The organism is Amycolatopsis sp. lyj-346, from assembly GCF_046548975.1.
GTDB lineage: Bacteria > Actinomycetota > Actinomycetes > Mycobacteriales > Pseudonocardiaceae > Amycolatopsis.
Window position 1 is genome coordinate 212,271 of the sequence record NZ_JAJPWT010000016.1, and the last position, 25,386, is coordinate 237,656.

Genomic DNA, 25,386 nt, shown 5'->3' on the forward strand with positions numbered 1-25,386 from the left:
ATCGGACGAAGGAGCACTGGACCTTGCCGTTGGTGCATGCTCTGTGGTCTCCGGGCCGGGGTCTGCTGTTCTGGGCGGAGCACGACCGGGCCCCGGCGGGCACGTCGAGCCGGTCGGCGCACATCGCGCTCCCGCACCCGTTCGCGGTCTCCAGTGCGCAGCTGACCGCGCTGCATCCCGGGAAGCCCACGTCGGCGACGTTGCTGCTGCCGTCGCGGGCGAACCGGCCGCTCGCCTCCGCCGAGCCCGGGGCGGGCGGAAAACGGCGGGTGCTGTCGTTGCGGCCGTGGTCGGTGCCGGCGTTGCTGGTGGACGTGACCGAACTGGATGACCTCGACGACTCGGCCTCGTACGGCGCTTCGGTCACCTACCTGCGGGCGGTGGCCCGCCTGGCCGGGGATCTGGTGCGGCGCGGGCGGGTGCTGCCGACGCTGGTCCGCCAGGGCGACGCGGCGGAAGCCCGGTGGCGCCCGGTGCTCCAGGGCGTGGACTTCGTCGCGTTCGACGCACTGGTCGCGGCCATGCCGCCGGTCGGGCGAGCCGAACAGGTCGCGCCGCTCACCGGCGCCTCGCCGCGCACGCTCGTCACCGATGCCCTCCACGCACTGGTCGACACGGCGGTCCGGGACCGGCTGGCGCGGGCGGACCCGCCCGTCGACCTGCGCGGGGGCCGGGGCGCGGCCGGGGTGTGGCTGTCCGCCTTGCAGGGCGGCGCCGCCCGCGTCGAGCTGCCGCTGGACGAGCTCGGTGCCCTGGCCGGCGCCGTCGCGAAGTGGGACGAGGTCGCCGATACCGACATCGTCGACGGCCGGGCGTGCTTCCGGCTGACCGAAGCCGCCACCCTGCGTCGGCCGGACGCGGACGATCCCGACGACCAGACCGGCGACGGCACCAAGTGGCAGCTACAGTTCCTCCTGCGGGCGACGGCCGATCCGAGCTTGCTGCTGCCGGCCGGGCAGATCTGGTCGGGCGAGGCGAACGGCCTGGTCAGGGACCCGAAGGGCCTGTTCGTCGCCGAACTGGGCCGGGCCGCGCTGGTGGAGCCGATGCTGGCGCCGGCGTTGCGCAGGACCCGGCCGTCCGAGTACGACCTGACCGTCGAGGAAGCCGAACGGTTCCTCACCTCGAGCGCGACCCGGCTGATCGAGGCCGGGTTCGAAGTGCAGCTGCCGGCCGCGTGGGACGGCAGGCGACGGCTCGGGCTCCGGCTGTCGGTCCGCAGCACGCCCGCCGAGCAGGTCGTGACCCGCAGCCGGGTGGGCCGCGACGAGCTGGGCGGGTTCCGCTGGTCGATCGCGGTGGGCGACGACGAAATCGGCCAAGAAGAGCTGGCCAAGCTCGTCGCGGCGAAGTCACCGCTGGTGCGGCTGCGGGGCCGGTGGGTCAGCGTCGACGCCGACCGGCTCCGCGCCGGTCTCGAGTTCCTCCGCCGCGACCCGCACCGGCACACCGGGGGCCCCACCGCGGCCGAACTGCTGGAGCTCGTCCACCTCGGACAGGAGACGCCGCTCCCGGTCACCGACGTCAGCGCCGACGGCTGGATCGGGGACGTCCTGGCCGGGCGGGCCCACCAGGCCGTGCCGCCGGTCGAGCTGCCACCGTCGTTCCGCGCCACGCTGCGCCCCTACCAGCAGCGGGGTGTCGCCTGGCTGGCGTTCATGTCGGCGCTCGGGCTCGGTGCGTGCCTCGCCGACGACATGGGCCTCGGCAAAACCGTCCAGACGCTGGCGCTCGAGGCCGTCGAGCGGGCCGGCGACGATCGCCGTCCGACGTTGGTGCTGTGCCCGATGTCGCTGGTCGGGATGTGGCAGCGGGAGGCGGCGAACTTCGCCCCGGGCCTGCGTGTCCTCGCCCACCACGGCAGCGCCCGCGCGCACGGGGACGCGCTCGCCGAGCGGGTCGCCGCGGCCGACCTCGTCGTCACGACCTACGCCACCGCCGCCCGTGACGCCGGCGAACTCGAGACGTTCACCTGGCGCCGCCTGGTGCTCGACGAAGCCCACGCCATCAAGAACGCCGACACCGCGACGGCCAAGGCGGTGCGGCGGTTCACGGCCGGGCACCGGCTCGCGCTGACCGGCACCCCGGTGGAAAACCGGCTGGCGGACCTGTGGTCGGTGCTGGACGTGCTCAACCCCGGGCTGCTCGGCAGCAGGTTCGAGTTCCGCCAGCGGTTCGCGGCCCCGATCGAGCGCCGGGGCGACACCGCCACGGCCGCCGCTCTGCGCCGGCTCACGCAGCCGTACCTGCTGCGCCGGGTGAAGACGGATCCCGCGATCGTCCCCGAGCTCCCGGAAAAGCTCGAAATCCGGCAGGAATACCGGCTCACCCGCGAACAGGGCACGCTGTACTGCGCGATCGTCGACGAGATGATGAAGAAGATCGAGAACAGCCAGGGCATCAAGCGCCGCGGCAACGTCCTCGCCGCGATCACGAAGCTCAAGCAGGTCTGCAACCACCCCGCGCACCTGCTGCACGACGGTTCCCCGATCGGGCAGCGCTCCGGCAAGGTCATCCGCCTCGAAGAGATCCTCGCGGAAATCCTGGCGTCGGGCGATCGCGTGCTGTGTTTCACGCAGTACACCGAATTCGGCCACCTGCTCGTGCCCCACCTGTCGGACCGGCTCGGCACCGAAGTCGCGTTCCTGCACGGCGGCCTGGCCAAAGGGGCGCGAGACGCGATCGTGGAACGCTTCCAAGCCGGCGACGGGCCGCGGATCCTGTTGCTCTCGCTCAAGGCGGGCGGTTCCGGGCTCACGCTGACCGCTGCCAGCCAGGTCCTGCACCTGGACCGCTGGTGGAACCCGGCCGTGGAGAACCAGGCCACCGACCGGGCGTTCCGGATCGGGCAGGGACGCACCGTCCAGGTCCGGAAGTTCGTCTGCCCGGGCACCATCGAGGACCGCATCGACACCTTGATCACCCAGAAGCGCGCGCTCGCGGGAATGGTCGTCGGCGAAGGCGAAAGCCGGTTCACGGAGTTGTCCACGGACGCGCTGCGCGGGGTGCTCACCCTGGGGGAGGAGGCGATCGATGACTGAGCCGCTCCCGTGGTGGCCGACCCGGTTCATCCGGGCGTTGACGGCGATCGGCGTCCTCCTGCCCGCGAAGGGCCAAGGGCGCGTGGTGTCGCTGGAGATCGGCGCCGGACGTGTCGACGCCGAGGTCCACGACGGCCGTCCGCACCAGGTGAGAATCGGGTTGACGGCGTTCGGGAAAGCGGACTGGGCGGTGATCATCCGTGCGCTGGCCGCGAAAACGTCGGCCACGGTCCTCGTGCTCGGCGGCGAGGTGCCCCGTGACATCGAGCAGATCTTCAAAGCGGTCCGGCTGCCGTTGTTCCCGTCATCGGCCCGCGAGGTGTCACTGGACTGCACCTGCCCGGCCGCCGAGGTACCGTGCGGCCACCTGAACGCGGTGTTCTCCGCCCTCGTGGCGCAGGTCGCCGCCGATCCGTTCACCATCCTCGCGCTGCGCGGCCGAAACCGCGAAATGCTGTTCGAGGAGCTGAAGAACCGGCTCATCTCCGCCGAGCCCCTCGACCCGGACGACCGGTCACCGGCCTTGACCGAAGTCATGGACACCTACTTCGACTGCGGCCAGGCCCCGGGCCTGAACGGCGCGGCGCCGTTGCACCGGCCTCCCACGCCGTCCGACGCGCTCTTGGGTCAGGCCGCGCCGTTCCCGATCCGGGTGGACGGCGAAGACGTCGCCGAACTGCTCCGGCCGGTGTATCGGGCCCTCGCCGAAGAGTGAGGTGTGGTGGCTGCGGGTCCTGCCGACGCCCGGGACTCAGCTCAACACCGCGATGATTCGAGTACCCGGCGCGAAGGCGCCGGCCTCGATGTGGGCGAACAGCCCGTAGAGCATCTTCGCCTCGTACACCCAATCCGGTGTGACGCCATGCCGTTCGGAGAAGTCGGCGATGAAGCTGTCGAGTGCCGAGGTGCGCTTCGCGTAACCGCCGAAATGGAAGCCGGCATCGAGAGACCAATTCGTGGTGGCGGTCCCATACGCTTCCTGCTGCAGGCGACGGACTTCGTCTTCCAGGAACTCGCCGCCCTTGAGCACCGCGAAGCCGAGCGCACGCTGTGGACCCGACAGGCCGGCCGCGATGCCGGCGAGGGTGCCGCCGGTTCCAGTGGCGCAGCAGATGACGTCGAAGCCCGTCCTGATCTCGTCGACGAGTTCCGCGGTGCCGCGCACGGCAAGGCCGTTGCTCCCTCCCTCGGGAAGGAGGTAGCAAGGACCGAACTGCCGCTCGAGCGCGGCGAGCACGTCGGGGTCGGTTTTGCGGCGATAGGTGGCGCGGTCCAGGTAGGTCAGTGTCATGCCGCGTTCAACGGCGTAGGCGAGGGAATCGTTGAGCGGGTCGTGTTCCTCACCGCGGATGACCCCGACCGTCCGGAACCCGAAGTGGTGGCCGGCCGCCGCCGTGGCCCGGATGTGGTTGGAGAACGCGCCGCCGAACGTCAGAAGCGTGGAGAACCCCCGGTCCCGGGCGGCTTGGAGGTTGTTCTTGAGCTTGCGCCACTTGTTGCCCGGTATTTCCGGGTTGACGAGATCGTCCCGCTTCAGCCGGAGGCGGACACCATGAGGCACGAGCCGCTCGTCGCGCAGCTCCACGAGTGGCGACGGCAGGCTCACGAAGCCGGCTGGGAACCGCTTCACGGGCGTGGGGGAGCGGTGGTGCGCCGCGGGACCAGTTTCGGGGCGAGCTTGACCTGGGACGCCGGGCGGGTCCGATCGGCGATGCGCTGCAGCAGGAGCCGGGCGGCGTCGGTGCCGATGTGGTGGCCCGCCTGGTCGACGCTGGTGAGGGAAATCGGGCCCAGTGCGGCGAAACTGGTGTTGTCGTAGCCGGCGAGCGAGATGTCGCCGGGCACGGACAGGCCGGCCTCGGACAACGCGGTCAGCACGCCCATGGCGACGATGTCGGCGCCGGCGAAGATCGCCGTCGGGCGGTCGGGGCGGGCCAGGATCTGCTGGGCGCCGAGGTAACCACCCTCCTGGGTGTAGCTGGTGGAAACGATGTCCACGGCCAGTCCCCGGGCCCGCATGGCTTTCCGGTAGCCGTCGGCGCGGACCGCGTTGGGCATTTCGGCGAGGCGGGCGGGATCCGTCTCGTGGTGCTCGATGTGGGCGATGCGGCGGTGCCCGAGGCCGGCGAGGTGGTCGACGACGAGCTCCGCGCCGGCCGTGTCGTCGTCGGTCACCGTGTCGTAGTGCGCCGACCGGGAGTGCCGCCCCACCACGACCGTGGGGATGGTGGTGGCGAGCCGTTCGAGCCGGGCCTGGGGCATGACCGGTGCGATGAGGACGAGGCCGTCCATGCCCCGGTCGACCATGGCGTCGGTGAGCTTTCCTTCGTCGGTCTCGTTGTCGCAGCTGGGACCGAGCAGCACGTGGTAGTCCGTGTCGCGCAGCGTGTCGGTGAGGCCGTCGATGATGTCGGGGAAGAACGGGTTGCGGATGTCGGGCAGCATGACCCCGAGGGTGTAGGTCTGGCCGCGCAAGCCCCGTGCCGCCGCGTAGGGGCGGTAGCCGAGCTCGTCGATCGTCTGCTGGACCTTCGCCCGCATGGCGGGGCTCGCTCCGTAGGCGTTGCGCAGCACCTTCGACACCGCCGTCGTCGAGACGCCTGCGTGGCGGGCGACGTCGACGATCGTCACCCGCCGTGGTGCCTCTGCTCGGTCCATATGGGAAACGTTACCTGGTGTACGCAAGCTGACGACCAGGCATCTTGACGGGCCTTGCGAGGACTCTTAAAGTCGTCCGCACCCTTCAGTGGGCAACGTTACCCAAAGATCCTCGACCAGGGCCGATGCGTCGGCCGCAACGTTGAAACGTTCAAACGAGGTGGGCGCCGATGACTGTCGCCATCAAGGACCGACGCGCGGAGGCCGTCGTGCCGCCGCCGGACCGGCGGCGCGGCCGGGGGAACCGGCGCGCGACCCCGCCGTGGTGGTTCACCGTGCCGGCGTTGCTGCTGTTCGCCTTCGTCGTGCTGGTGCCCAGTGCGCGAGGGCTGTACTACGCCTTCACCGACTGGGACGGCCTGTCGCCGGACTTCTCCTGGATCGGTTTCGGCAACTTCGCGGACATGCTCGACGATCCCGCGGCCACCCAGGCGCTGTGGCACACGCTGGTGATCGCGGTGGCGATCACGGTGCTCCAGAACGGGGTCGGCCTGCTGCTGGCCCTCGGCGTCAACAGCACGATCAAGTCCCGCAACGTGCTGCGGGTGTTCCTCTTCGCGCCGGCGCTCGTCACGCCGATCGTGGCCGCTTACCTGTGGCGCAACCTGCTCGGCCCGGACGGCGCCGTGAACAGCCTGCTCGGCCTCGTCGGACTGGACTCCTGGCGGCAGGACTGGCTGGGCGACCCCGGCGTCGCGCTGTGGTCGGTCGTGGGCGTGATCGTGTGGCAGTACGCCGGCTACTCGATGGTGATCTTCCTGGCCGGGCTGCAGTCGATCCCGCGGGAGATCCACGAGGCGGCCGCCATCGACGGCGCCGGCGCGGTCCGGCGGTTCTGGTCGGTGACCCGGCCGCTGCTCGCGCCGGCGTTCACGATCAACCTGATGCTGTCGATCATCGGCGGCCTCAAGCTGTTCGACCAGGTGTACGCGCTCACCGGCGGCGGGCCGGGCCACGCGACCGACACGCTTTCGACGTTGATCTACAAGGATGCCTTCACCCTGGGCGAGTTCGGCTACAGCATCGCGCTGGCGGTCGTGCTGACCGGCGTCGTCGCGGTCACCTCGACCGGTCAGTACCGCGGGCTGTCCCGAGCCGAGAAGGCCGCGTCGTGAACCGCTACCGCGCCCGCACGCTCACCCTCGAACTGGTGATGATCGCCGTCGGCCTGGTCTTCGCCTTCCCGGTGTACGTGCTGGTGAACCTCGCCGTCCGGCCGCCATCGGACTCTTCGTCACCCCTCACGCCGACGACTTCGCCCACCTTCGACAACTTCACGCAGGCCTGGCAGCAGGGCGCGCTGGGCGGGGCACTGGCCAACAGCGTGCTGGTCACCGCGGGTTCCGTGGTGGTCATCCTGGCCGCTTCGGCGCTGGCGGCGTACCCGCTGGCCCGGGTCGCCGCTCGCTGGTCGCGGTGGACGTTCCTGCTGATCATGCTGGGGCTGGTGCTGCCGTTCCAGCTGGCCGCCCTGCCGCTCTACCAGACGATGCGCGACCTGGGCCTGCTGGGCACGCCGTGGTCGCTGATCCTCTTCTACTCGGGCCTGCAGGTGCCGTTCACGACGTTCCTGTACACCGGGTTCCTGCGCGCGGTCCCGCGAGAGTTCGAAGACGCCGCGGTGATCGACGGCTGCACGACCCTGCAGGGCTTCCGGTACGTCGTGCTGCCGATGCTCAAGCCGGTCACGGTGACCGCGCTGGTCCTGAACGTCGTGGCGGTGTGGAACGACTTCTTCACCCCGCTGCTGTACCTCAGCGGCGGCGCCCGGCAGACGCTGCCGGTCGCCATCGCCGGGTTCGTCGGCCAGTACGTGTCCGACTGGAACCTCATCTTCGCCGCGCTGGTGATCAGCATCGTGCCGATCCTGGTCGTCTACTTCGCGCTGCAACGCAGCATCATCAACGGTTTCGCCGGAGGGCTCAAAGGATGACGGACACGCTGACGCCGTACGCGCTGCGCACCGAGCAGCGCCACGAGCCACTCGGCCTCGACGAGCCGCGGCCCCGCCTGTCGTGGCGGCCGGCGAGCGACCGCCGCGGCGCCGCGCAGAGCGCCTACCGGATCACCGCCGCCGAACGCGCGGCCGACCTCGACGACCCGTCACGGCTGCTGTGGGACAGCGGCCGCCGCGAGTCCGCCGACAGCGTGCTGGTGGCCTGGGACGGCCCGGTCCTGCGCTCGGCCACCCGCTACCACTGGCGCGTCCGGCTGTGGGACGAAACGGGTGCCGCGGCGGGCACGGGGGAGAGCTGGTTCGAGACCGGCCTCCTGCACCGCGACGACTGGACCGCCCGGTGGATCGGCCGGGATCCCCACGCCCAGCCGGTGTTCGACCCGCCGGCCGACCACGACCAGCCGCTCGGCGAGCCGCCGCTGAACCTGCGACGCGAGTTCGAGCTGACGCGGGAACCGGTGCGCGCCCGCCTGTACGCCACCGCGCACGGCGTCTACGAAGCTTCCCTGAACGGTGCCCGGGTGGGCGACGTCGAGCTGGCACCGGGGTGGACGGAGTACCACCACCGGCTCCAGTACCAGACCTACGACGTCACCTCGTTGCTCCGGAAGGGAAGCAACGACCTCGGCGCGGTGGTCGCCGACGGCTGGTGGTCCGGGTTCGTCGGGTTCGACGAGCGCCGGGCCGCGCGGCACTACGGTGACCACCCGGGCTTCCTCGCCCAGCTCGTGGTCGGCTTCGCCGACGGCTCCCGGCAGGTGGTGGCCACCGACGCCGCCTGGACCGAGCGGCCGGGTGCGGTCCGGTTCGCGGACCTGCTGCTGGGGGAGCACGTCGACGCGTCCGTTGCCGAGGGTCCGTGGCGACCGGTGGTCGTGCTCGGCAGCGACCTGGGCCCCCTGGTCGCGGAGCCTGATCCGCCGATCCGCGTCACGACCGAAGTGCCGCCGATTTCGATGACCGAACGGGAACCGGGACGGTGCATCGTCGACTTCGGACAGAACCTCGTCGGCCGGGTCCGGCTGACCGTCCGCGGCGCCCCGGCCGGTCGGCGGGTCGTCCTGCGGCACGCCGAGATCCTCGACGACGGCGAGCTGTACGTGGCCAACCTGCGGCGCGCCGCGGCCACCGACAGCTACGTCACCGGCGGCGAGCCGGTCGAGGTGTTCGAACCGCGGTTCACCGTGCACGGCTTCCGGTACCTGGAAGTCCGCGGATACGCCTTCTCCACGGACGACGTCGTGGCTCGTGTGCTGCACAACGACACCCCGTGGGCCGGGACTTTCGAGTGCTCCGACCCGATGGTCAACCAGCTGCAGGCCAACATCCGCTGGGGCCAGTGCGGCAACTTCGTCGCGGTGCCCACCGACTGCCCCCAGCGTGACGAACGCCTCGGCTGGCTCGGCGACGCCCAGATCTTCGCCCCGACCGCGAGCCGCAACGCCGACGTCGCCGCGTTCCTCGCCCGCTGGCTGGCCGACGTCGTCGACGGCCAGGACGCCGACGGCGCGTTCGGCGACGTCGCCCCGCGCATCGCGATGCCCCGCGAGGCGGCTCCGGCCTGGGGCGACGCCGGCGTGATCATCCCGTGGCACCTGTGGCGCACCTACGGCGACCGCCGCGTGCTGGAGCGGTGCTTCGACGCGATGGTCGCCTGGGTCGCCCACATCCACCGCCACAACCCCGACCTGCGCTGGCGCCACCGGACCGGCAACTCCTACGGCGACTGGCTGCAGATCGACGTCACCACGCCCCGGGACGTGCTCTCGACGGCCTACTTCGCCCGCAGCACGCAGATCGTGGCCGAGGCCGCCGGGGTACTGGGGCGGCACGACGTCGCCGCCGAACACCGGGCTCTGCACACGGCGATCCGCGCCGCGTTCATCGAGTCCTATGTGGACTCCGACGGCGCGGTCGAGGGCGGCACCCAGACGGCGTACCTGCTGGCCTTGGCGTTCGGGCTGGTGCCGGACGACCTGGTGGCGGCCGCGGTCGACCACCTCGCGGCGGACGTCGAGAAGCGCGGGAACCGGCTGACGACGGGGTTCGTCGGGGTCGCGCTGCTCTGCCCGGTGCTGGCCGGCCACGGCCGCGGCGACCTGGCGTACGCGTTGCTGCAGCAGGAGGAGTTCCCGTCGTGGGGTTACTCGATCCGCCACGGCGCCACCACGATCTGGGAACGCTGGGACGGCTGGACCGAGCACGGTGGTTTCCAGTCCGCCGCGATGAATTCGTTCAACCACTACAGCCTCGGCAGCGTCGGCGACTGGCTCTTCGGCCGCGTCGCCGGCATCGACCAGACACCCGGCTCCGTGGCCTACTCCGAACTCCTGCTGCGCCCGCTGCCCGGCGGGACGCTCACCTGGGCCCGAGCCGAGCAGGAAACCGCCAGGGGACACGTCGCCTGTGGCTGGTCGCTCGACGGCGACCGGATCACCGTCACCGCGAGCACGCCGCCCGGAACCACCGCCGTGCTGGACGTCCCCACTCCCGACCCGGCGAGCATCCGGGTCGCGGACCAGGACGGCGTGCTGGAGCAGACCGGCACCACCCTCCGGCTGACGTCCGGCCGCCACGTCGTCACCGCCGCCTTCCCGAAGGAGCCGAGATGAAGATCCTCCCCGCCCTGCTCGCCGCGACGACCGGCGCCGCGCTGGTCGCCTGCAGCGGCGGCACGAACGCCGCCGCCCCCGGTGGCAACACCCTCTCGCTCGCTTCGGTCGACCAAGGTTCGGTCGAAGACGTCGTCAAGGCGTTCGAGGCGGCCAACCCCGGCGTGAAGGTGAACTTCACGACGAGCGGCGCCGACCAGTTCCAGCAGCAGATCCGCACCCAGCTGGCCTCCGGCACCGCTCCCGACGTCATGTCGGTGTGGCCGGGCAACGGCAACCCCGGCACCGTCACGGTCCTGGCCAAGGGCGGTTACCTGCGTGACCTGTCCGGCCAGCCGTGGGCCTCGAAGTTCCCGCAGGTGGTCAGCGACGTCGCCCGGTACGAGGGGAAGACGTACAACGCGATCTACGGGATCAACGGCATCGGCGCCGTGTACAACCAGGAGGCGATAAGCAAGGCCGGCCTGACGCCGCCGGCGACGTGGACCGAGCTGCTCGCGTTCTGCCGCGCGGCCAAGGAAAAGGGCACGCGCGCGTTCGCGCTGGGCATCCAGGACAACTGGGTCACGCAGGTCGCGCTGTACCCGCTGGCCGCCACGCTCGTGTACGGCCAGGACCGCGGCTTCGAGAAGAAGATGGCCACCGGTCAGACGTCCTTCGCGAGCTCTCCCTGGGCGGCCGCGTTCGCGAAGTACGGCGAGCTGGAGCAGAACGGCTGCTTCCAGGACAACCCGCTCGGCACCAGCTACGAGGCCAGCCAGAAGCTGGCCGCGACGGGCAGGACACTGGGCATCATCCAGGGCAACTGGGTGATCTCCCTGCTCAAGAAGCAAAACCCGGGCGCCACGTTCACCCTGAAGCCGGTCCCGGCCACCGATGATCCTTCGCAGACCATCATCCCGGCCGCGGCCGGCGCGGGCTACGGCGTCAACGCCAAGGCGAAGAACCCGGAGCTGGCGATGAAGTTCATCAGCTTCGTGATGTCCCCGGAAGGCATGAACCTGTTCGCGGGAAAGCAGGGCGGCCTGCCGTCCCTTTCGGACACCGGGTACCGGCCCGACCCGTCGCTCACGGAGCTGTCGACGTACATCACCCGGAACAGGACGGTCCCGTTCATGGACCAGCTGTGGCCCAACCCGAAGGTCCAGCAGACCATGCTGACCGGCATCCAGGAGGTCTTCAGCAAGCAGTCGACCCCGGACAAGGTCCTGGCCGCGATGGACGCCGACTACAAGTCCGGCGCCTAGCGGCGGGTCAGCTCAAGGGGTGAGCCCAGTACCCGACTCATGGGCGAGCTCAGTACCCGAGGTGACCAGACTGGGGGTCCGGGGGCTCGCCCCCGGCGGGGGTGGGGGCTCGGCCCCCACAGGGCACGACGAAGAGAGCCCTGTTTGCGCAGTCCGCAAACAGGGCTCTCCTGCGATCGAGTGCGCGATACTGGGATTGAACCAGTGACCTCTTCCGTGTCAGGGAAGTGCGGCACATGGCTTGACCAGGTGAAACGTTCTTGTCCTTATGACGTGTCAGAAACGCCTTCACTGCGGACGAGATCGCTGTCGAGCGGGATCTCGCCCCGGAGGAACGACCAGTGTGTCGGGAAGACCTTGCTGAACTGACGGCGGAGCCCACCCGCCGTGTGGAGCCGGTAGGCGGAAGCTGCCGCGACGGTGAGTCCCACGCGTGCGGTTCCGCGGGTCGGGGCCGGACAGTACCGGGGGCTCACGGTGCCTCCGCGCGGGATCGGGGCCGCCGGCGCCCCGGTCCGGCAGCTGGGGCAGCGCGGCGATCACGACGTCGAACCCGTTGCGCAGCAAGAGTTTCCCGGCGTGCGCCGAGTGTGGACGGTCACCTCGTAGCCGGACCTTGTCCTCGCCGAGGCCAGTTCTTCGACGTGGGTGTGTCGGCCGCCGGCGGAGGCCTGCCCGGCAGCGGACCGGCGTGCTCCGACACCATCGTGATCTTCACGGTCGGTCAGTGCCGAGGTCGGCGCGGTCGACCTTGCGGTGGAACCGCATCCCCGCCAGACCGCCGAGGATCGCTCCGACCAGGGTGACGACGAGGGCCACCGCCACGCCGATGATCGTCGTGATGGTCGCGGCGTCGTCGCTGACCGGCAGTTTCGGCAGCCCGCCGACACGGCTGACGACGTCGAACCGGTCACCGGCGACGGCGGCGAGAATCGCGACGACGACGGTGATGACGATCGTCCAGACCCACACGGCGATGCCCTGCTTCACGCCGTTGAACCGGGCCATGCGTCCGGCGACGTAGCCGCCGCAGTAGTACGCGACCAGCAGGACGGCCGCGGCGATGATGGCGCTGACGACCCCCGCGGTCCGCGTCAGGTCGGGATTCTGCGCGGCCTGCCCGGCCACTTGCCCGCTGTTGTCGGTGAGGGACAGGCCGATCAGGCCGCCGATGGCGGTGAGCAGGGCGAAGAGCAGGACGGCGGTGCCGATCGCGGTCAGCCAGCCGAAGAACGCCGAGCCCCACTTGATGCCCCCGAAGCGGTCCTTCTGCCGGTGGAGGACCTCCCCGCGGGAAGGCCCGGGGTCGGTGTCCGCCTCGCGCCGGTCGTGGTGATCGAGGTCGGTCCGGGCGTCGTCCGGGTGCTGCCCGGGACTCGCGCGACCGGTCAGCCGGTTCCGCACCGACGGCTCCCGTCGCGGGGAGTCCTGGCTGGTGGGGTGCGCAGCGGCGCGGCCGCGGGGGTCGTCGCCTTCGCGTTCGGTGGGCATGGTGGCTCCTTCGGTGGTCCGGTGGCCGGCCGGGGCTCCGAGTGCCGGGACCGGAGTCGAGCGGAGGATCAAAATTGCCGGCGCGACTTTCGCGGACGTGCTCGAGAAGGCAACACCGGACCTCCGGGTGGCACTCGCCGTCGGACACCGGGGTCTGGGGTGTGTGACCGAGCCAGGGGTGGCTCTTGCCGGGCGAATGCCCTCGACCCGCCCCCTCAAACATCGGCACGGCAAGACGTGAGTGCGGCCGCTTCGCCGTTTCCGGCGGTCGTCCCCGGGTAATCGCGCACTCCGGCAGCGAACGGAGAACGCCATGCCCACCCCCATCCGCACCGACCAGGCTTCCGCCGAGCGGCGACGCCGGAGCGGGCTCGTGCGGCTCGCCGCCCTGGTGCTCGGCGTGGTCTACCTCGTGCTCGGCGTGGCCGGGTTCTTCGTGCCCGGCAACGCCGGGTCGACGTCCGCCGGTCCTTTCGGCACCCACGCGACGCAGTACACGCTGCTGATCTTCAGCGTCAGTCCGCTCTTGAACGTCTTGCACACCCTCGTCGGTGTGGTGGGCGTGGTGGCCGCCCGCAAGGTCGGCGGCACCGCGATCTACGCGTTCGCCCTCGCCGTCGGGTTCGCCGGGTTCAGCGCGTACAGCGTCCTGGTGCTCGGCTTCGGCACCGGCGACCGGTTCAACCTCAACTGGGCCGACGTGATCCTGCACCTGGTCACCATGGCCGGCGCCGCGGTGCTGGCGTACGCGGCGTTCCGGATCCGGCGGGCCGAGGCCGCCGGATCCTGACCACACCGACGATCGCGCCGGAATGGGCGGGCCGCCGGACAGCCGGTACCCGACGCAGGGCCGAAGACAGGAGATGCTCGTGAGCGTGGGTACCGAGCGCGAGCCGATGGTCCGCCCGCCCGCACTGCGCACCGGGCAGGAAGCGTCGGCGAGCAACCTCGAGCTGTTCTTCGACCTCGCCTACGTCCTGGTCGTGAACGAGCTCGCCGTCGCCTTCCTCAAGCACCTGACGTGGTCCGGGGTCGGCACGTTCGGCGCCCTGTTCATCGCCATCTGGACGTCCTGGGTGGGGTACACCCTCTACGCCAACCGGTTCGACACCGACGACGTCCTGTTCCGGATCGCCAAGCTCGCCGCGACCCTCTCCATCGCCGGGTGCGCGGCGAGCGCCGCGACCGCGACCTCGTCGTTCTCCACGCCGTTCGCGGTGTGCTTCCTGGCCGGCCGGGTGATCCTCCTGGGGCTTTACGCGCGGGCGTGGCGGCACGTCCCCGACGCGCGGGGCACCATCGACGTCTACCTCGCCACCATCGCGGCGAGCTCGGCCCTGTGGGCCGTGTCGCTGGCTTTCGGGGGACCGGCGCGGTATTGGCTGTGGGGCGCGGCGGTCGTCGTCGACGCCGTCGGCCCGATCGTCGCCACCTGGCGCGACAACCACCTTCCTCTGCACATGGAACACCTCCCGGAACGGTTCGGTCTCTTCGTGATCCTGGTGCTCGGGGAGGCCGTGGGTGGCGCGGCCATCGGCGTGCACGACGCGGCGTGGGGCCCGTCTGCGGTGGCGGTCGGGGTCGCCGGGTTCGCCATCGCCGCCGCGATGTGGTGGATCTACTTCGACACCGCCGCCGCCGTGGGGGCCGCCGCGTTGCGCCGGCGCGACGACGAGTCCCGGGACGACGGCACGCCCGCCGACGAACGGCACGACCTGTTCGTCTACGGCCACCTGCCGCTCGCCCTGGGCGTCGTCATGGCCGGCGTCGGCGTCGAAGAGCTCGTGCTGCACCCCGGGGCAGCGCTGCCGTCGGCGGGCGGCTGGGCCTTGGCCGCCGGCGTCGCCCTCTTCCTGACCGGAACCGCCCTCGTCCTCGGCGGCAGCAGCCGGTCTTGGCGGGCGATCTGGCCGTGGCCCGTCGCCGCGGTCCCGCTCGCGCCGGCCGCCGCCGCGTTCGGGCACCACCGGGCCCTGCTGCTCGTCGCGGGACTGGCACTGCTGTGCCTCGGCCTGGCCGTGCGGGGAACGGTCGTCCGCCGCAACGGTGGCTCGGACCCGGTGGCGCGGAAGACGCCTCGTACCCCGGTCTAGACCCTGCTGGGTTCCTTCGGTTCGACGACGAGATCGACGAGGTCATCACCGGCGCGGAAGTCCGCGAACAGCGTGTGGCGGTTGCTCGAGATCCGGCTGACTCCTGCGGCCCCAGGACGGCTGGAGCACCAAGGCGGGGCTCGAGTACTTGACCGACCCGAAGCCGCTGGGCGGGTCCGGGTCCCGCTCCGGAGCCGGATCCCCGCGTTGTACGCACCTATTCGCCGACACTGGATGCCGTGGGCACGGTGAAGGCAAGGCGAAGTCGGCGAAGGGACCACCCAACGATCGTGGACGATCTGCCGCGGCCGGCGGAGCCCGGGCTGGTCGCGGGCGGCTGTCGGAAGGCGCGGGGACACCGGGGACGACCACCCGACGTGCTGGGTCTTGCGTTGGTCGGCGCTGGCCTGCTTCGGGCGTGCGCCTACGCAGGGAGCCGAACCGAATGTCCCCTCCGAAGGGCTTCACGCACACGTGTCGGTTCGGCTGCGCGTAGCCAATCGAGAAGCGCCTCATAGACAGCGTCGTCGTGGAGCAGGCTGAAGTGGTTCAGCCCGCCGAGCCAGACGATGTCGGCGTCTTCGGTCAGGTCGTCGGCCCGCACCGGGGCCACGAGGAGGTCGCCGACGAGCCGGCCCCACGTGCTTCCTTCCGTGCGGGAGAGCGTCGCTGACACGAACAAGCGTCGGACGCCCGCTCCGCCTTCCGGCCGCCAGGGGGATTCGGCTCCGGCCGACCATTGTGACCGGTGCACGTAGCCGTGTGCGAGGTCCTGGATACCGTCGCTTCGGGTCGAGAGCAGGCGGGCCAGGGGCGTCGCGACGGGCGACTTGCCCAGCAGTCCCGCGACCTGGGCGACGCGTCGTTCCAGCGGCGCGCCGCTGTGCGGCGTCCCCAGGCACACCAAGCGCGTCACCCGGGAAAGCCATGAGACGTCTTGTTCCTGCGCTTGGTAGAGGGCACTTCGGGCCACCAACCCCCCCATGGAGTGTCCGATGAGGACGATGTCGGTGACGGGTACCGGCCACGAGTCGACCAGCCGGCCCAGCAGGGCGACGAGATCGCCGCCGTTCTCGGAAACGTGCCGGCCCGAGTTGTACCGGACATACACGGGAGTGGTGTCCAGGTCATCGGCCAGGCGTGCGCCGAAGCCGGTGCCGCGGAACCAACAGCGCTCGGTTTCGACGAGTCCGTGCAGGAAGACCACCAGCCGGCCCGTCGCGTCGGGATGAGCGGCGGTCAAGGAGCTGTGGTCGAGGGTGACCGGCCGGCGAGCGGATCGGACGGTCATTTCGTCGTTCGGTCCACGCCCGGCCGCGGGTAGACGTACTCCGAACATCCCGTGAGCGAGGCCGGTGGCGTAATGCCCGGGGGCGGATTCGAGGACGGACGTGGTCCAGTAGTCCCGGGCGAGCAGAGCGGGTAGCTGCGAGGTCGCCAGCGCAAGGGCAGTCAACCCGCCCACCATTTCGCCGAGCGCCGAGGTGGCCTTTTTGATCATTTCGCTTCTTCCGTCCCGCGTCGCCGCAGAACCGGCTGACCTCAAGCGGTGGCTACCCGTGTGGGGAGCCGCTACGCGGCGCGGCGCGCACATCCCGACGTGACGTCCAGCGCACGAGGGCAGCTACCACTGTCTCTGAACGTGGCAGTGATCCGGTCTTCCCGCAGGTGGATCCGACGAGGAGAGCGAGCAGAGACACCACGGCGAACAGTTCGACCAGGAGACATCCTTAATGCAGGGAGAACCGGAGAGGGCGTTCCCGGCTCCAGGCCGTACTGTCAGGCTGTTATTCGGGTTCGTTCTCCGGTGCCGCCGGCAGTCATCGCTGCGGGCGCTCCAGGACCTCGGCCAGTTCGACATTGCCGTCGACGACAGCGCGGGCGAGTTCGGTGAGACGCAGGTGTCGCGCGCGGGCGTAGCCGCGCAGCCGGGCGAACGCCTCGTCCATCGAAACGGTGCCGTGTTCGGCGAGCACGCCCTTGGCCTGTTCGATCACCAGGCGGCTGGTGAGCGCGGTCTGCAGCTGTTCGGTGAGCTGGTCGCCACGTTCGATGCTCCGCTGCTGCAGGATGCCGATCGTGGCGACGTCCGCCAGTGCCTGCCCGAGCTCGATCTCCTCCCGGTCCGCGCCGCCGGTTTCGGCGTTCAGCAGGGTCAGGACTCCGATGACCTGATCGCGCAGCCGCATCGGCAGGGCCTGTGCGGTGCGGAAGCCACATTCAGCGGCGGCCGCGGCGAACCTGGTCCACCGGTGCGCCTCGGCCGGCAGATCGGTGCAGGACACCGGCGCGCCGCTGCGCACGCAGTCGACGCAGGGACCGTCGTTGGTCTGCACGGCGAACAGTTCCAGCAGCTCGGCCCGCTGCGAAGAGGTGGCGGCTACCTGCAGCCCGCGGTTGGCGTCGAGCAGGATTACCCCGGCCGCCGACACACCGAGCAGGTCGACGCAGTGTTCGGTGAGCCTGTGCAGGAAGTCGGCGACGTCGAAATCCGCCACGAGGGTGTCGGCGAGCTCGACGAACGTGCGAGATATCCGTCGCACCCGATCTTGCAGCGCTTGCTCCGGTGCTTCAGGGGTGGTTGCCATGAGTGGCGGTTACCCCCATCCAGCCCGATCTCACGGCCGCGACGCGTCGGGCGATCCGGTCAGCAGTTCGGCCGGGTCGAGGTCTGCGGTCGCGACGTCGTGCGCCACTTCGGAAAGCCGTAGGCGGTGCGCGCGGGCGTATCCGCGCAACGCGAGGTACGCCTGGTGCATTTCGAGCCCGCCGGCTTCGGCGAGGACGCCCTTGGCCTGTTCGACGACGGTGCGGTGGTGCAGCGTCGCTTGCAGCTGTTCGGACACGACCTCGTCGTGGCGGATCGCGCGCTGTTGCAGGATGCCGATGGTGGCGATGTCGGCCAGTGCCTGGCCCAGTGCGACGCTGGCGTCGTCGATGGTGCCCGGGTTTGTGCCCAGCAGGGTCAGTGCGCCGATGACGTCGTCGCGCAGCCGCATCGGGACCGCGCACGCGGAGCGGAATCCCGCGTTCACCGCCGCCGGCGCGAACTGGGGCCACCGCCCGGACTCGGTCGCCAAGTCGGCGCTGGCCACCGCGACCCCGGTGTCGACGCAGTCCAAGCACGGTCCCTGAAGAGTTTGGGCCGCGAACACCTCGATCAGTTTGGCTTGTTCTGATGACCCGGCGGTCGGGCGCCAGCCGCCGCGCTGGTCGGAGAGGACGACTGCGGCGGCGTCGACGTCGAGCAGTTCCGCGGCACGCTCGGTGAGCATGCCGAGGAAGTCGAGCACGTCGAAGTCGGCGACGAGGGTGTCGGCCAGGGAAACGAACGTGGTCGCGAGTCGCTGGTCCCGGGCATCGCTCATCTTGTCGGGCCTTCCGTCACTGTGTGTCATTGCCCGTCCTCGGTGTCAGTGAAGCGCAGCGTCCGCTCGACGACCTGCCGGGCGACGTCGGCCAGGGGCACGTTGCGGGTGAATGCGTAGGCACGCAGCCGCATCAGCGCCACGTCGGTCGTCGAGCGCAGCTGGACCTGAACCATGCCGGTGGCCTGGTGCACCTGTGCGTAGGGGTCGGCCAGCCAGCTCACGTCCTCGGTGCGGTGCCCGTCCAGATCGGCTACTACCCCTTGGGTGGCCAGGTCACTGAGGATCAGCGCGTCGGCCAGCTCGACCCGGGTGAGGGGGCCGGGCGTGTCGCGGTAGAGGTCCAGTGACCCCAGCCGGACGACCCCGATCTGGAGCGGGAAGGAGAACACCGCCGCCGCGCCCAGCTCGCACGCTGCGGGGGTGAAGGCGGGCCACCGTGCGGTCGCGGCCGCCAGATCGGCGATCAGCACCGGGCCGCCGGAGGCGAAGGCGTCCAGACATGGCCCTTCACCGACGGTGAGCTGCAGATCTTCCAGCCCGGCGCTGACGTGGTTGGTCGCGTGCACCAGTCCGCGGCTCGGCGACGACCCGTTGCCGTTGCCGTTGGGCATTGTGCTCAGGACGGTGGCGCCGGCTCCGGACACGGACAGCTCCCGCACGCACCGCTCGCACGCCAGGCTCACGGCGGATGCGGAGCGGACGGCACCGTCTGCGGCCAGCAGGGCCTGCATCCGCTGACGCCGGTTTTCCACCATCGGTCCTCCAGGCGCTCGACCCTCGTGCGACTACCCACAGCGTACGACCCGACCCGCGCAGGTAGCCGCCATAGGCCGTATCCGTCCTGAATACGGGGTGGCATCAGCGAACGCGGCCCGTCGGCGTGAGTGGCGAGAACTCCTCGGCTTGTTCGGTGACGATTCTGCTGCTCAGCGCGGAGTGCAGTGGGCTGGTGAGCCCCGTCTGCTCCATCGGAGTGACGGGGATGATCCGGATCGTGGGTTGGTTGATCGCGTCACCTGGGCGAGTTATCGTGGCTCTGCGTGGTTTGAGCAGTGCCACCGCCTTCCAACGCTTTGGCCTGGCCGGGTCCCCGCCTTGTCGTTAGCGTCCGACCTTGACGCTGTGCAGGGGATTCGATGGACAAGTTGCCCGGTTGGACCGACATCGGTCATGACGCGCTGCTGTCTTTCCGGACGTCTCGTCCTGAGCCCGGGGTGGCGGTGGTGGCGATCAGGGGCGAGATGGACCTGGCCACCGCTCCGCGGATGGCGGACGAACTCGACACGGTTCACCGCGAAGCACCCCGGCGGCTCGTGCTGGACATGTCCGGCGTGGCTTTCCTGTCGTCGACAGGTATCGGAGCGCTGCTGAACCTCCATCGTGAGTGTCAGTGTGGCGACACGGATCTGGCGTTGATCCCGTCGTCGCTCGTACGGCGTGTACTGACTGTGGTGGGGTTGGCCGAGGTGTTCACCATCATCGAACCGCCGTCACAAGAGGCGGATCGACGACGTCTCGCCTGATGGCTGCCAGGGTGCGCGGTCAGCGAAGGGGAGTGCCGAGGTCCGCGGGGTCGAGGGTGCCCTCGGCCAGTTCGCGCGCGACATCGGAGAGCCGGCGCTGCTGCCGGTGGGCGTACTCGCGCAGCCGGGTGAACGCGTCGTGCATGTCCAGGCCGTCGTGTTCGGCGAGGACGCCCTTGGCCTGCTCGACGACGATGCGTTGGTGGAGCGTGGCTTGCAGCTGCTCGGCGAGGAGCTCGCCGCGGTCGGCGGCGCGGTGGTGCAGCAGGCCGATCGTCGCGACGTCCGCGAGTGCCTGCCCGACGGCGATGGTGTCGGCGTCGAGCGAGACGGGTTCGTGGTTGAGCAGGGTCAGTGCCCCGATGGTCTGCTCCCGCAACCGCATCGGCACGGCCGACGCCGCGCGGAAGCCCGCGTCCAGGGCCGCGGGCGCGAAGCGGGGCCAGCGGGCCAGTTCCGTGGCCAGGCTGAGGTCGGCGCTGGTGACCGCCTTCCCGGTGGCGACGCAGTCGAAGCACGGACCTTGACGCGTCTGCGCGATGAACAGTTCCAGCAGGTCGGCCCGCTCGGACGAGCCGGCGGCGGGCCGCCAGCCGCCGCGCTGGTCGGACAGGATGACCCCGGCGGCGTCGACGGCCAGGAGTTCGACGCTGCGCTCGGCCAGCAGGGCCAGGAAGTCCAGCACGTCGAAGTCCGCGACGAGCGTGTCGGCGAGCGCGACGAAGGTCCGCGCCAACCGCCGGTCCGGGTTGCCAGTGCTCATGCGGCGCGCCTCTCTTCGTTCGTCATCGTGCGGGTTCCCCGTCCGGGGTGAACCGCAACGTCCGGGCCACGACCTGGCGGGCGACGTGGGTCACCGTCACGTCATGGGTGAAGGCGTAGCCGCGCAGGCGCAGCAACGCCGTTTCGGTGGTGGCGCCGAGCTGGACGCTCACCATGCCGGCGGCCTGGTGGACTTCGACGTGGGCATCGGCCAGCCAGCTCAGATCGGTGGTGGCGTGGCCGTCCAGCTGGTCGATCACGGCGTGCGTGCCCAGGTCGGCCAGGATCAGCGCATCGGTCAGCTGCAGCGGGGTCAGCGGACCTGGCCGGTCGCGGTAGAGGTCCATCGAGCCGAGCCGGACCACTCCGACCTGAAGGGGAAACGAGAACACCGCGGCCGCGCCCAGCTCGGCCGCGGCCGGGCCGAACGCCGGCCATCGCCCCAGGTCGGCGGCGAGGTCGGACACCAGGATCGGTCCGCCCGCGGCGAAGGCATCCAGGCACGGGCCTTCACCCACGGTGAGCTGCAGATCTTCGAGCCCAGCGCTCACCGGATCGCTGGCGTGCACCAAGCCCCGGCGGGGACTGCTCACCGCACCGTTGTGGCTCTCACTGAGCACGGTCGCACCGGCGCCGGACACGGCCAGATCGGAGACGCACAAGCGGCAGATCTGCGCAACCCGCTGTCCCCGGTCGATCTCGCCTTCGGCGGCCAGCAGCCCCTGGAACCGTTGCCGCCGCTCGGACACCTTGACCCACTCCCATCGTGTGCCGTACTCCGAGGGTAGGCCGTCTGTGCGGCGATCGCAGGCCGCCGGTTCGACGGCTCCGTCCAGGTCGTCGCTTCGTCGGTCGAACGCGTCGACCGGTCGCGATCCGTTCGACGACGTTGAAAGGATCGCAGCTGCGGTCGCGGACGGCTGCGGTCGCGATCAGGAGAAGTGGAGAGGCTAGGCGGGCGAGGCGGTATCGGTGTCGGCGCCGTTGTCGGCCTGGCGTTCGGTGCGATCGGTTCCGTGCCAGTCCAGGCAGAGCACGGTGGCGTCGTCCTGGAGCTGGTTGCGGCAGGCGTGCCGCACCGCTCTGGTCACCGCCCGCACCACCTCCCGGGCGTGGAGGCCCTCGGTTTCGCGGATCAAAGCGGCCAGGTCGACGTCGGCGGCGTCGCGTTCGAACATGCCGTCGGTGAGCAGTACCAGCCGGTCACCGGGGCGCAGGTTCAGCCGTTGCACCAGGTGCCGGTACGGCTTGAAGCCGAAGAGCAGGTCGATCTCCAGCTCGACCGCCTCGACCACGCCGTCGCGCAACAGCAGCGGCGCGGGATGTCCGGCATTCACCAGCTCGACCCCTCCCGTGTGCAGGTCCACACGGAGCAGCAGCCCGGTCGCCAGGGATACTTCCTCGCCGTGGTCGAGCAGGGCCTGGTTGGCCTGCCGGGCCTGCTCCGCCAGATTGTGACCGGCTCGGCGGGCGCCGCGCAGCGCGCCGACCAGCAGGGTCGCGGTCAGCGCCGAGGCCACGTCGTGCCCGGCGGCGTCGGTGATCGACAGGTGCAGGGTGTCGCGGTCCAGGGCGTAGTCGTAGGTGTCGCCACCGATGTCGTCGGCGGGCACCAGGGCGCCGGCGACGGTGAACTGGGCCGCCTCGCAGCAGGACGCCGAGGGCAGCAGCTGGTGCTGGATCTCCGCGGCCAGGCTCATCGAGGTGGTGCGCCGGCCGATGTGGTAGCGGTCGGTGAAGCGGCGGTCGGTGACGATGACGTAGGCCAGTGCGTGCGCGGCTTCCCCCAGCTGGGCCAGCACCTCCTCGTCGCAGGAGGGCACGGTCACCTCCAGGACACCGATGCAGTCGCCGCGGTTGGTCACCGGCAGCACCGCCCGGACCCCGTCGTCGTTTTGCTCCTGCCACGGCTGCTGGGTGCGCAGCACCGTCTCGTAGGCGCTGTCCCGCAGATCGACCGGCTCCGGGTCGGGGTCCTGCGCGGTCGAGGCCAGCCGAACCAGGTGTTCCTCGACGAGGTCCACCAGCAGGAAGGAGACGTCGAAGGCGCCCAGCCGCTTCGCCAGGTCGCGCGCGACGACCTCGACCGACTCCACGGGCGGGGCACTCTCGGCCGCGCCCAGCACGTCACCCGGTCCCACCACCCCACTGTCCACGACGACCTCCGACCCCTCGAGCCCGCTCAACCTCATCATCCACACCGTCCGGCCGCAAGGTAGCCGGTGACTCCAGGACTCCGCCTGGCCAGGACGGCGTACCGGGTGGAGTCTGGGGCCGAAGCGGCCCCAGAGCCGGCACAGGGCACCAGTTGGTCGCGATCGGGTGGAGCGCGGTACTGACCGCGATCTGGTGCCTCAGCGTGCGTGCTCGGAGTCGGCGGTCTCGGCCAGCCGCTCTGGCACACCTGGATTTGTGATCCGTTCCCCCTCGGAACCGCCCGGGAGGGCTTGGTCATGATCCCCACGTGTCCGGCCGCGTGGGCACCGCGGGTCCCGTGTCGTTCACCCCGCGTCGGCCGGTCGGGTGTCAGGCGCCGAGACGGCTGTAGATGCGGCTGGCCAGCGATGCGGCCAGCTGGTTCAACGCGGCCGGTGGGTCGAGCTGGGCGAACTGCCCGAGCAGCTCCGCCGCCGCGTAGGCCTCGGCCTCCGACAACACGGCCGCGCACCGCTCCCGCCGGCCCTGCTCCAGCAACCGCGTCAAGGCTTCGGCGTACTCGGCCATGTCACGCACGCCGACCAGGCCGTACCGCTCATCGAGCGGGCTCTGCTGCGTGATGTCGTCGCTCACGGTCGTATGCGCTCCTCGTCACCCGTTCGGCTGTCTCCAGAAATCTATGTCGGCTGGAGTAGACATTCAACGACGGGTGTGTGTAGTGTTCTCCTCGTACCGAGAGAGACAACGTCAAGCAGGCGCGGGAGAGGACGTAACTACCCGCGAGGTGAGACAAGGCGGTCAGGCAGCACGGAGCCGATCTAGGGAACAAGGTTTCGGCTGGTGACCGCGAGCATTACTCCAAGACCGGGTCGTGAAGAAGGTCCGACCGAGCAATACCGGTCCTGGAGCGGAAGTGCAGGACGCGGGCGGAGTGAGTGTGCCCGTGAAGAACAGCAGTATCAGTGTTACACGCAGTTGCGGTACCGGTAGTTGAAGATCAGCAGTACCAGTAGTTGTTGTGTGCAAGTGCAGTTGCAGGACATGTCAGGTGGCCGGGGCCGATCAGTGAACGGGGCTCCGGGCAGTGACCAGCGGCGTCAGCGTGCTGGGACCGATCAGTGGAAGGGTTCCGGCAGTGACGTGCGCAGCGAACGAAGTAGAAGTTGCAGTAACCGGTAAGTGGAAAACACAGGAAAGAAGGGAACGGGAACATCATTGGATCGCCCGCAGCGGCCAGGTAGCGCCGCGCGGGTGCCGCAGTTCCATCGAGTTCGGAGGTGGTGCTCGGTCACGAGTAAGCGATCCCCGCGGAATCCGGCTTTCGGCCGGACGCGGGTGCAGGACGCCGGCGGTCGCGCCGGTTGACAATGGTGAAGATCCCTACCCTTGAGGACCCCGGGTGCCGTAGATGGCACCCGGGGTCCTCTGTGACGTGGAGGTGGAATGATCCCTGACCAACAAGGCCCGGCCACGCCCGGTGCAGCCGACAAGTTCGACGACGAGCAATACCCCGCCTACACGATGGGCCGGGCCGCCGACATGCTCGGCACCACCCAAGGCTTCCTGCGCAGCCTCGACGAGGCCGGCCTGATCACCCCGCAACGATCAGCCGGCGGGCACCGCCGCTATTCCCGCCACCAGCTGCGTCTGGCCGCCCGTGCGCGCGAACTGGTCGACCAGGGCACGGGCATCGACGCCGCCTGCCGCATCATCACCCTCGAAGACCAGCTCCACGAAGCCCAGCGTCACAACGCCAAACTCCCGGCCGGCGACTGAATCCGACTTCGGCACGCGGCCCCGGCGCCGCGTGCCGATGTGCAGTCAATGCCCTTTCGCGACCATGGGATGGAACTTGACGAGACGGTCGAGGCCCAGCGGGAGACAACGACCCGACCTTCGAGCCGCAGAGTGGGCAGCATGATCGAGACCGACTCAGTCGATCCATCCCGCGGATGGTGATCTGCGCCAATCACTGATCAGCTCGGCGAGCTCGTCGACCGCCTCGTCGGCGCGAGGCAGCCGCGAACGGCTCAGCGCGCGGGTGCGGCCCCGGTCACCGGCTGGTCGACGCGCGGACCGTCCGCAGCGCGCTGAGCGGACCGGCACTGCCGGGGTCGTCGTGCGCGGGCGCCCGCCAGATCGTCAGGCCTGCCTCGGCGTGGGCGAGGGCGGCTTCGTGGTCGCCGGAGCGAGCGAGGCGGACGCGTGCGGTGGCGCTGAGTACCACCAAGGCGCTGGCGTCCACTTGCTGCTCGGACAGGGGTGAGCCGGTAGCTGGACGGCGTGGCGCCGATGACGTCGGGGAGTTGAGCGTCGAACTCAGCGACCGCGCTGGCGAATGCGCGGTGGCTCTCCGCGCGTGGCATTTCCGGGCCGCTTCGAGGTGGATCACCGCGCGGACCTGACGCAGGCGGTAGTGATCGACGGCGCCGTGGACGCGCTGTTCCTCGGCACCTTCGAGAACACCGGCCCGG

Annotated in this window: 22 protein-coding genes; 10 read left to right on the top strand and 12 right to left on the bottom strand. The window is 70.4% G+C overall.

Annotated elements, in window-relative coordinates; translation table 11 throughout:
- Window positions 1–23: 23 nt before the first annotated feature.
- Together ACLJQE_RS35495 and ACLJQE_RS35500 are read left to right on the top strand one after the other, a co-directional pair.
- Window positions 24–3,041, top strand: coding sequence for a DEAD/DEAH box helicase (locus ACLJQE_RS35495; protein WP_410643918.1), 3,018 nt, complete (start codon window positions 24–26; stop codon window positions 3,039–3,041).
- Complete coding sequence (locus ACLJQE_RS35500; RefSeq protein ID WP_410643919.1) at window positions 3,034–3,756, top strand: hypothetical protein; 723 nt, start codon at window positions 3,034–3,036, stop codon at window positions 3,754–3,756. Before ACLJQE_RS35495 ends, ACLJQE_RS35500 begins: the two co-directional genes overlap by 8 nt.
- Before the next feature lie 36 nt (window positions 3,757–3,792).
- Here ACLJQE_RS35500 and ACLJQE_RS35505 read toward each other — a convergent pair whose 3' ends face one another.
- Both ACLJQE_RS35505 and ACLJQE_RS35510 read right to left on the bottom strand, forming a co-directional pair.
- Window positions 3,793–4,626: a 1-aminocyclopropane-1-carboxylate deaminase/D-cysteine desulfhydrase gene (locus ACLJQE_RS35505; protein WP_410643920.1), complete on the bottom strand. Its 834-nt coding sequence runs from the start codon at window positions 4,624–4,626 to the stop codon at window positions 3,793–3,795.
- A gap of 41 nt (window positions 4,627–4,667) precedes the next feature.
- A complete protein-coding gene (locus ACLJQE_RS35510; protein ID WP_410643921.1) occupies window positions 4,668–5,699 on the bottom strand; it encodes a LacI family DNA-binding transcriptional regulator in 1,032 nt (343 codons plus the stop codon).
- Window positions 5,700–5,869: 170 nt separating this feature from the next.
- On the opposite strand from ACLJQE_RS35510, the gene ACLJQE_RS35515 reads away from it, so the two are divergent.
- From ACLJQE_RS35515 to ACLJQE_RS35530, 4 genes are read left to right on the top strand one after another with little or no spacing between them, the layout of a single operon-like run.
- Complete coding sequence (locus ACLJQE_RS35515; RefSeq protein WP_410643922.1) at window positions 5,870–6,814, top strand: carbohydrate ABC transporter permease; 945 nt, start codon at window positions 5,870–5,872, stop codon at window positions 6,812–6,814.
- Window positions 6,811–7,632 carry a carbohydrate ABC transporter permease gene (locus ACLJQE_RS35520; RefSeq protein WP_410643923.1) on the top strand — a complete coding sequence of 274 codons (822 nt, stop codon included), beginning with the start codon at window positions 6,811–6,813 and terminating at the stop codon, window positions 7,630–7,632. Before ACLJQE_RS35515 ends, ACLJQE_RS35520 begins: the two co-directional genes overlap by 4 nt.
- Complete coding sequence (locus tag ACLJQE_RS35525; RefSeq protein WP_410643924.1) at window positions 7,629–10,268, top strand: family 78 glycoside hydrolase catalytic domain; 2,640 nt, start codon at window positions 7,629–7,631, stop codon at window positions 10,266–10,268. The genes ACLJQE_RS35520 and ACLJQE_RS35525 overlap by 4 nt, the downstream gene beginning before the upstream one ends.
- A complete protein-coding gene (locus tag ACLJQE_RS35530) occupies window positions 10,265–11,515 on the top strand; it encodes an ABC transporter substrate-binding protein (RefSeq protein WP_410643925.1) in 1,251 nt (416 codons plus the stop codon). Before ACLJQE_RS35525 ends, ACLJQE_RS35530 begins: the two co-directional genes overlap by 4 nt.
- A 714-nt stretch (window positions 11,516–12,229) precedes the next feature.
- Here the strand turns inward: ACLJQE_RS35530 and ACLJQE_RS35535 are convergent.
- The gene (locus tag ACLJQE_RS35535) at window positions 12,230–13,006 is read right to left on the bottom strand and encodes a hypothetical protein (protein WP_410643927.1); all 777 of its coding nucleotides are present in this window, start codon (window positions 13,004–13,006) and stop codon (window positions 12,230–12,232) included.
- 313 nt (window positions 13,007–13,319) lie between these two features.
- On the opposite strand from ACLJQE_RS35535, the gene ACLJQE_RS35540 reads away from it, so the two are divergent.
- Both ACLJQE_RS35540 and ACLJQE_RS35545 read left to right on the top strand, forming a co-directional pair.
- Window positions 13,320–13,796 (top strand): DUF4383 domain-containing protein, encoded by a 477-nt coding sequence (locus tag ACLJQE_RS35540; RefSeq protein WP_410643928.1) that lies wholly within the window; start codon window positions 13,320–13,322, stop codon window positions 13,794–13,796.
- 79 nt (window positions 13,797–13,875) lie between these two features.
- Window positions 13,876–15,099, top strand: a complete 1,224-nt coding sequence (locus tag ACLJQE_RS35545) for a low temperature requirement protein A (RefSeq protein ID WP_410643929.1) — start codon at window positions 13,876–13,878, stop codon at window positions 15,097–15,099.
- A gap of 424 nt (window positions 15,100–15,523) precedes the next feature.
- Here ACLJQE_RS35545 and ACLJQE_RS35550 read toward each other — a convergent pair whose 3' ends face one another.
- The 4 genes from ACLJQE_RS35550 to ACLJQE_RS35565 all read right to left on the bottom strand — a co-directional run bounded on the left by ACLJQE_RS35550 (window position 15,524) and on the right by ACLJQE_RS35565 (window position 19,225).
- Window positions 15,524–16,600, bottom strand: coding sequence for an esterase/lipase family protein (locus ACLJQE_RS35550; protein ID WP_410643930.1), 1,077 nt, complete (start codon window positions 16,598–16,600; stop codon window positions 15,524–15,526).
- A 319-nt stretch (window positions 16,601–16,919) separates the two neighbouring features.
- Entirely contained in the window at window positions 16,920–17,687 is a 768-nt protein-coding gene (locus ACLJQE_RS35555) for a GAF and ANTAR domain-containing protein (RefSeq protein ID WP_410643931.1), read from the bottom strand.
- A 30-nt stretch (window positions 17,688–17,717) separates the two neighbouring features.
- Window positions 17,718–18,467: a GAF and ANTAR domain-containing protein gene (locus tag ACLJQE_RS35560; protein WP_410643932.1), complete on the bottom strand. Its 750-nt coding sequence runs from the start codon at window positions 18,465–18,467 to the stop codon at window positions 17,718–17,720.
- Window positions 18,468–18,493: 26 nt separating this feature from the next.
- A complete protein-coding gene (locus tag ACLJQE_RS35565) occupies window positions 18,494–19,225 on the bottom strand; it encodes a GAF and ANTAR domain-containing protein (protein WP_410643933.1) in 732 nt (243 codons plus the stop codon).
- 381 nt (window positions 19,226–19,606) lie between these two features.
- Between ACLJQE_RS35565 and ACLJQE_RS35570 the strand changes: the two genes are divergently transcribed.
- Window positions 19,607–19,993, top strand: a complete 387-nt coding sequence (locus ACLJQE_RS35570; RefSeq protein WP_410643934.1) for an STAS domain-containing protein — start codon at window positions 19,607–19,609, stop codon at window positions 19,991–19,993.
- 19 nt (window positions 19,994–20,012) lie between these two features.
- Here the strand turns inward: ACLJQE_RS35570 and ACLJQE_RS35575 are convergent, their stop codons facing one another.
- The 4 genes from ACLJQE_RS35575 to ACLJQE_RS35590 form a co-directional block, all read right to left on the bottom strand.
- Complete coding sequence (locus tag ACLJQE_RS35575; RefSeq protein ID WP_410643935.1) at window positions 20,013–20,756, bottom strand: GAF and ANTAR domain-containing protein; 744 nt, start codon at window positions 20,754–20,756, stop codon at window positions 20,013–20,015.
- A 22-nt stretch (window positions 20,757–20,778) separates the two neighbouring features.
- Complete coding sequence (locus ACLJQE_RS35580) at window positions 20,779–21,504, bottom strand: GAF and ANTAR domain-containing protein (protein WP_410643936.1); 726 nt, start codon at window positions 21,502–21,504, stop codon at window positions 20,779–20,781.
- A 201-nt stretch (window positions 21,505–21,705) separates the two neighbouring features.
- Complete coding sequence (locus tag ACLJQE_RS35585; RefSeq protein WP_410643937.1) at window positions 21,706–22,947, bottom strand: PP2C family protein-serine/threonine phosphatase; 1,242 nt, start codon at window positions 22,945–22,947, stop codon at window positions 21,706–21,708.
- Window positions 22,948–23,281: 334 nt separating this feature from the next.
- Window positions 23,282–23,545 carry a hypothetical protein gene (locus ACLJQE_RS35590; RefSeq protein ID WP_410643938.1) on the bottom strand — a complete coding sequence of 88 codons (264 nt, stop codon included), beginning with the start codon at window positions 23,543–23,545 and terminating at the stop codon, window positions 23,282–23,284.
- 810 nt (window positions 23,546–24,355) lie between these two features.
- Between ACLJQE_RS35590 and ACLJQE_RS35595 the strand changes: the two genes are divergently transcribed.
- Window positions 24,356–24,688: a MerR family transcriptional regulator gene (locus tag ACLJQE_RS35595; protein WP_410643939.1), complete on the top strand. Its 333-nt coding sequence runs from the start codon at window positions 24,356–24,358 to the stop codon at window positions 24,686–24,688.
- A 277-nt stretch (window positions 24,689–24,965) separates the two neighbouring features.
- On the opposite strand, the gene ACLJQE_RS35600 is transcribed toward ACLJQE_RS35595, so the two are convergent.
- Window positions 24,966–25,142, bottom strand: a complete 177-nt coding sequence (locus ACLJQE_RS35600; protein WP_410643940.1) for a hypothetical protein — start codon at window positions 25,140–25,142, stop codon at window positions 24,966–24,968.
- Window positions 25,143–25,386: the final 244 nt, after the last annotated feature.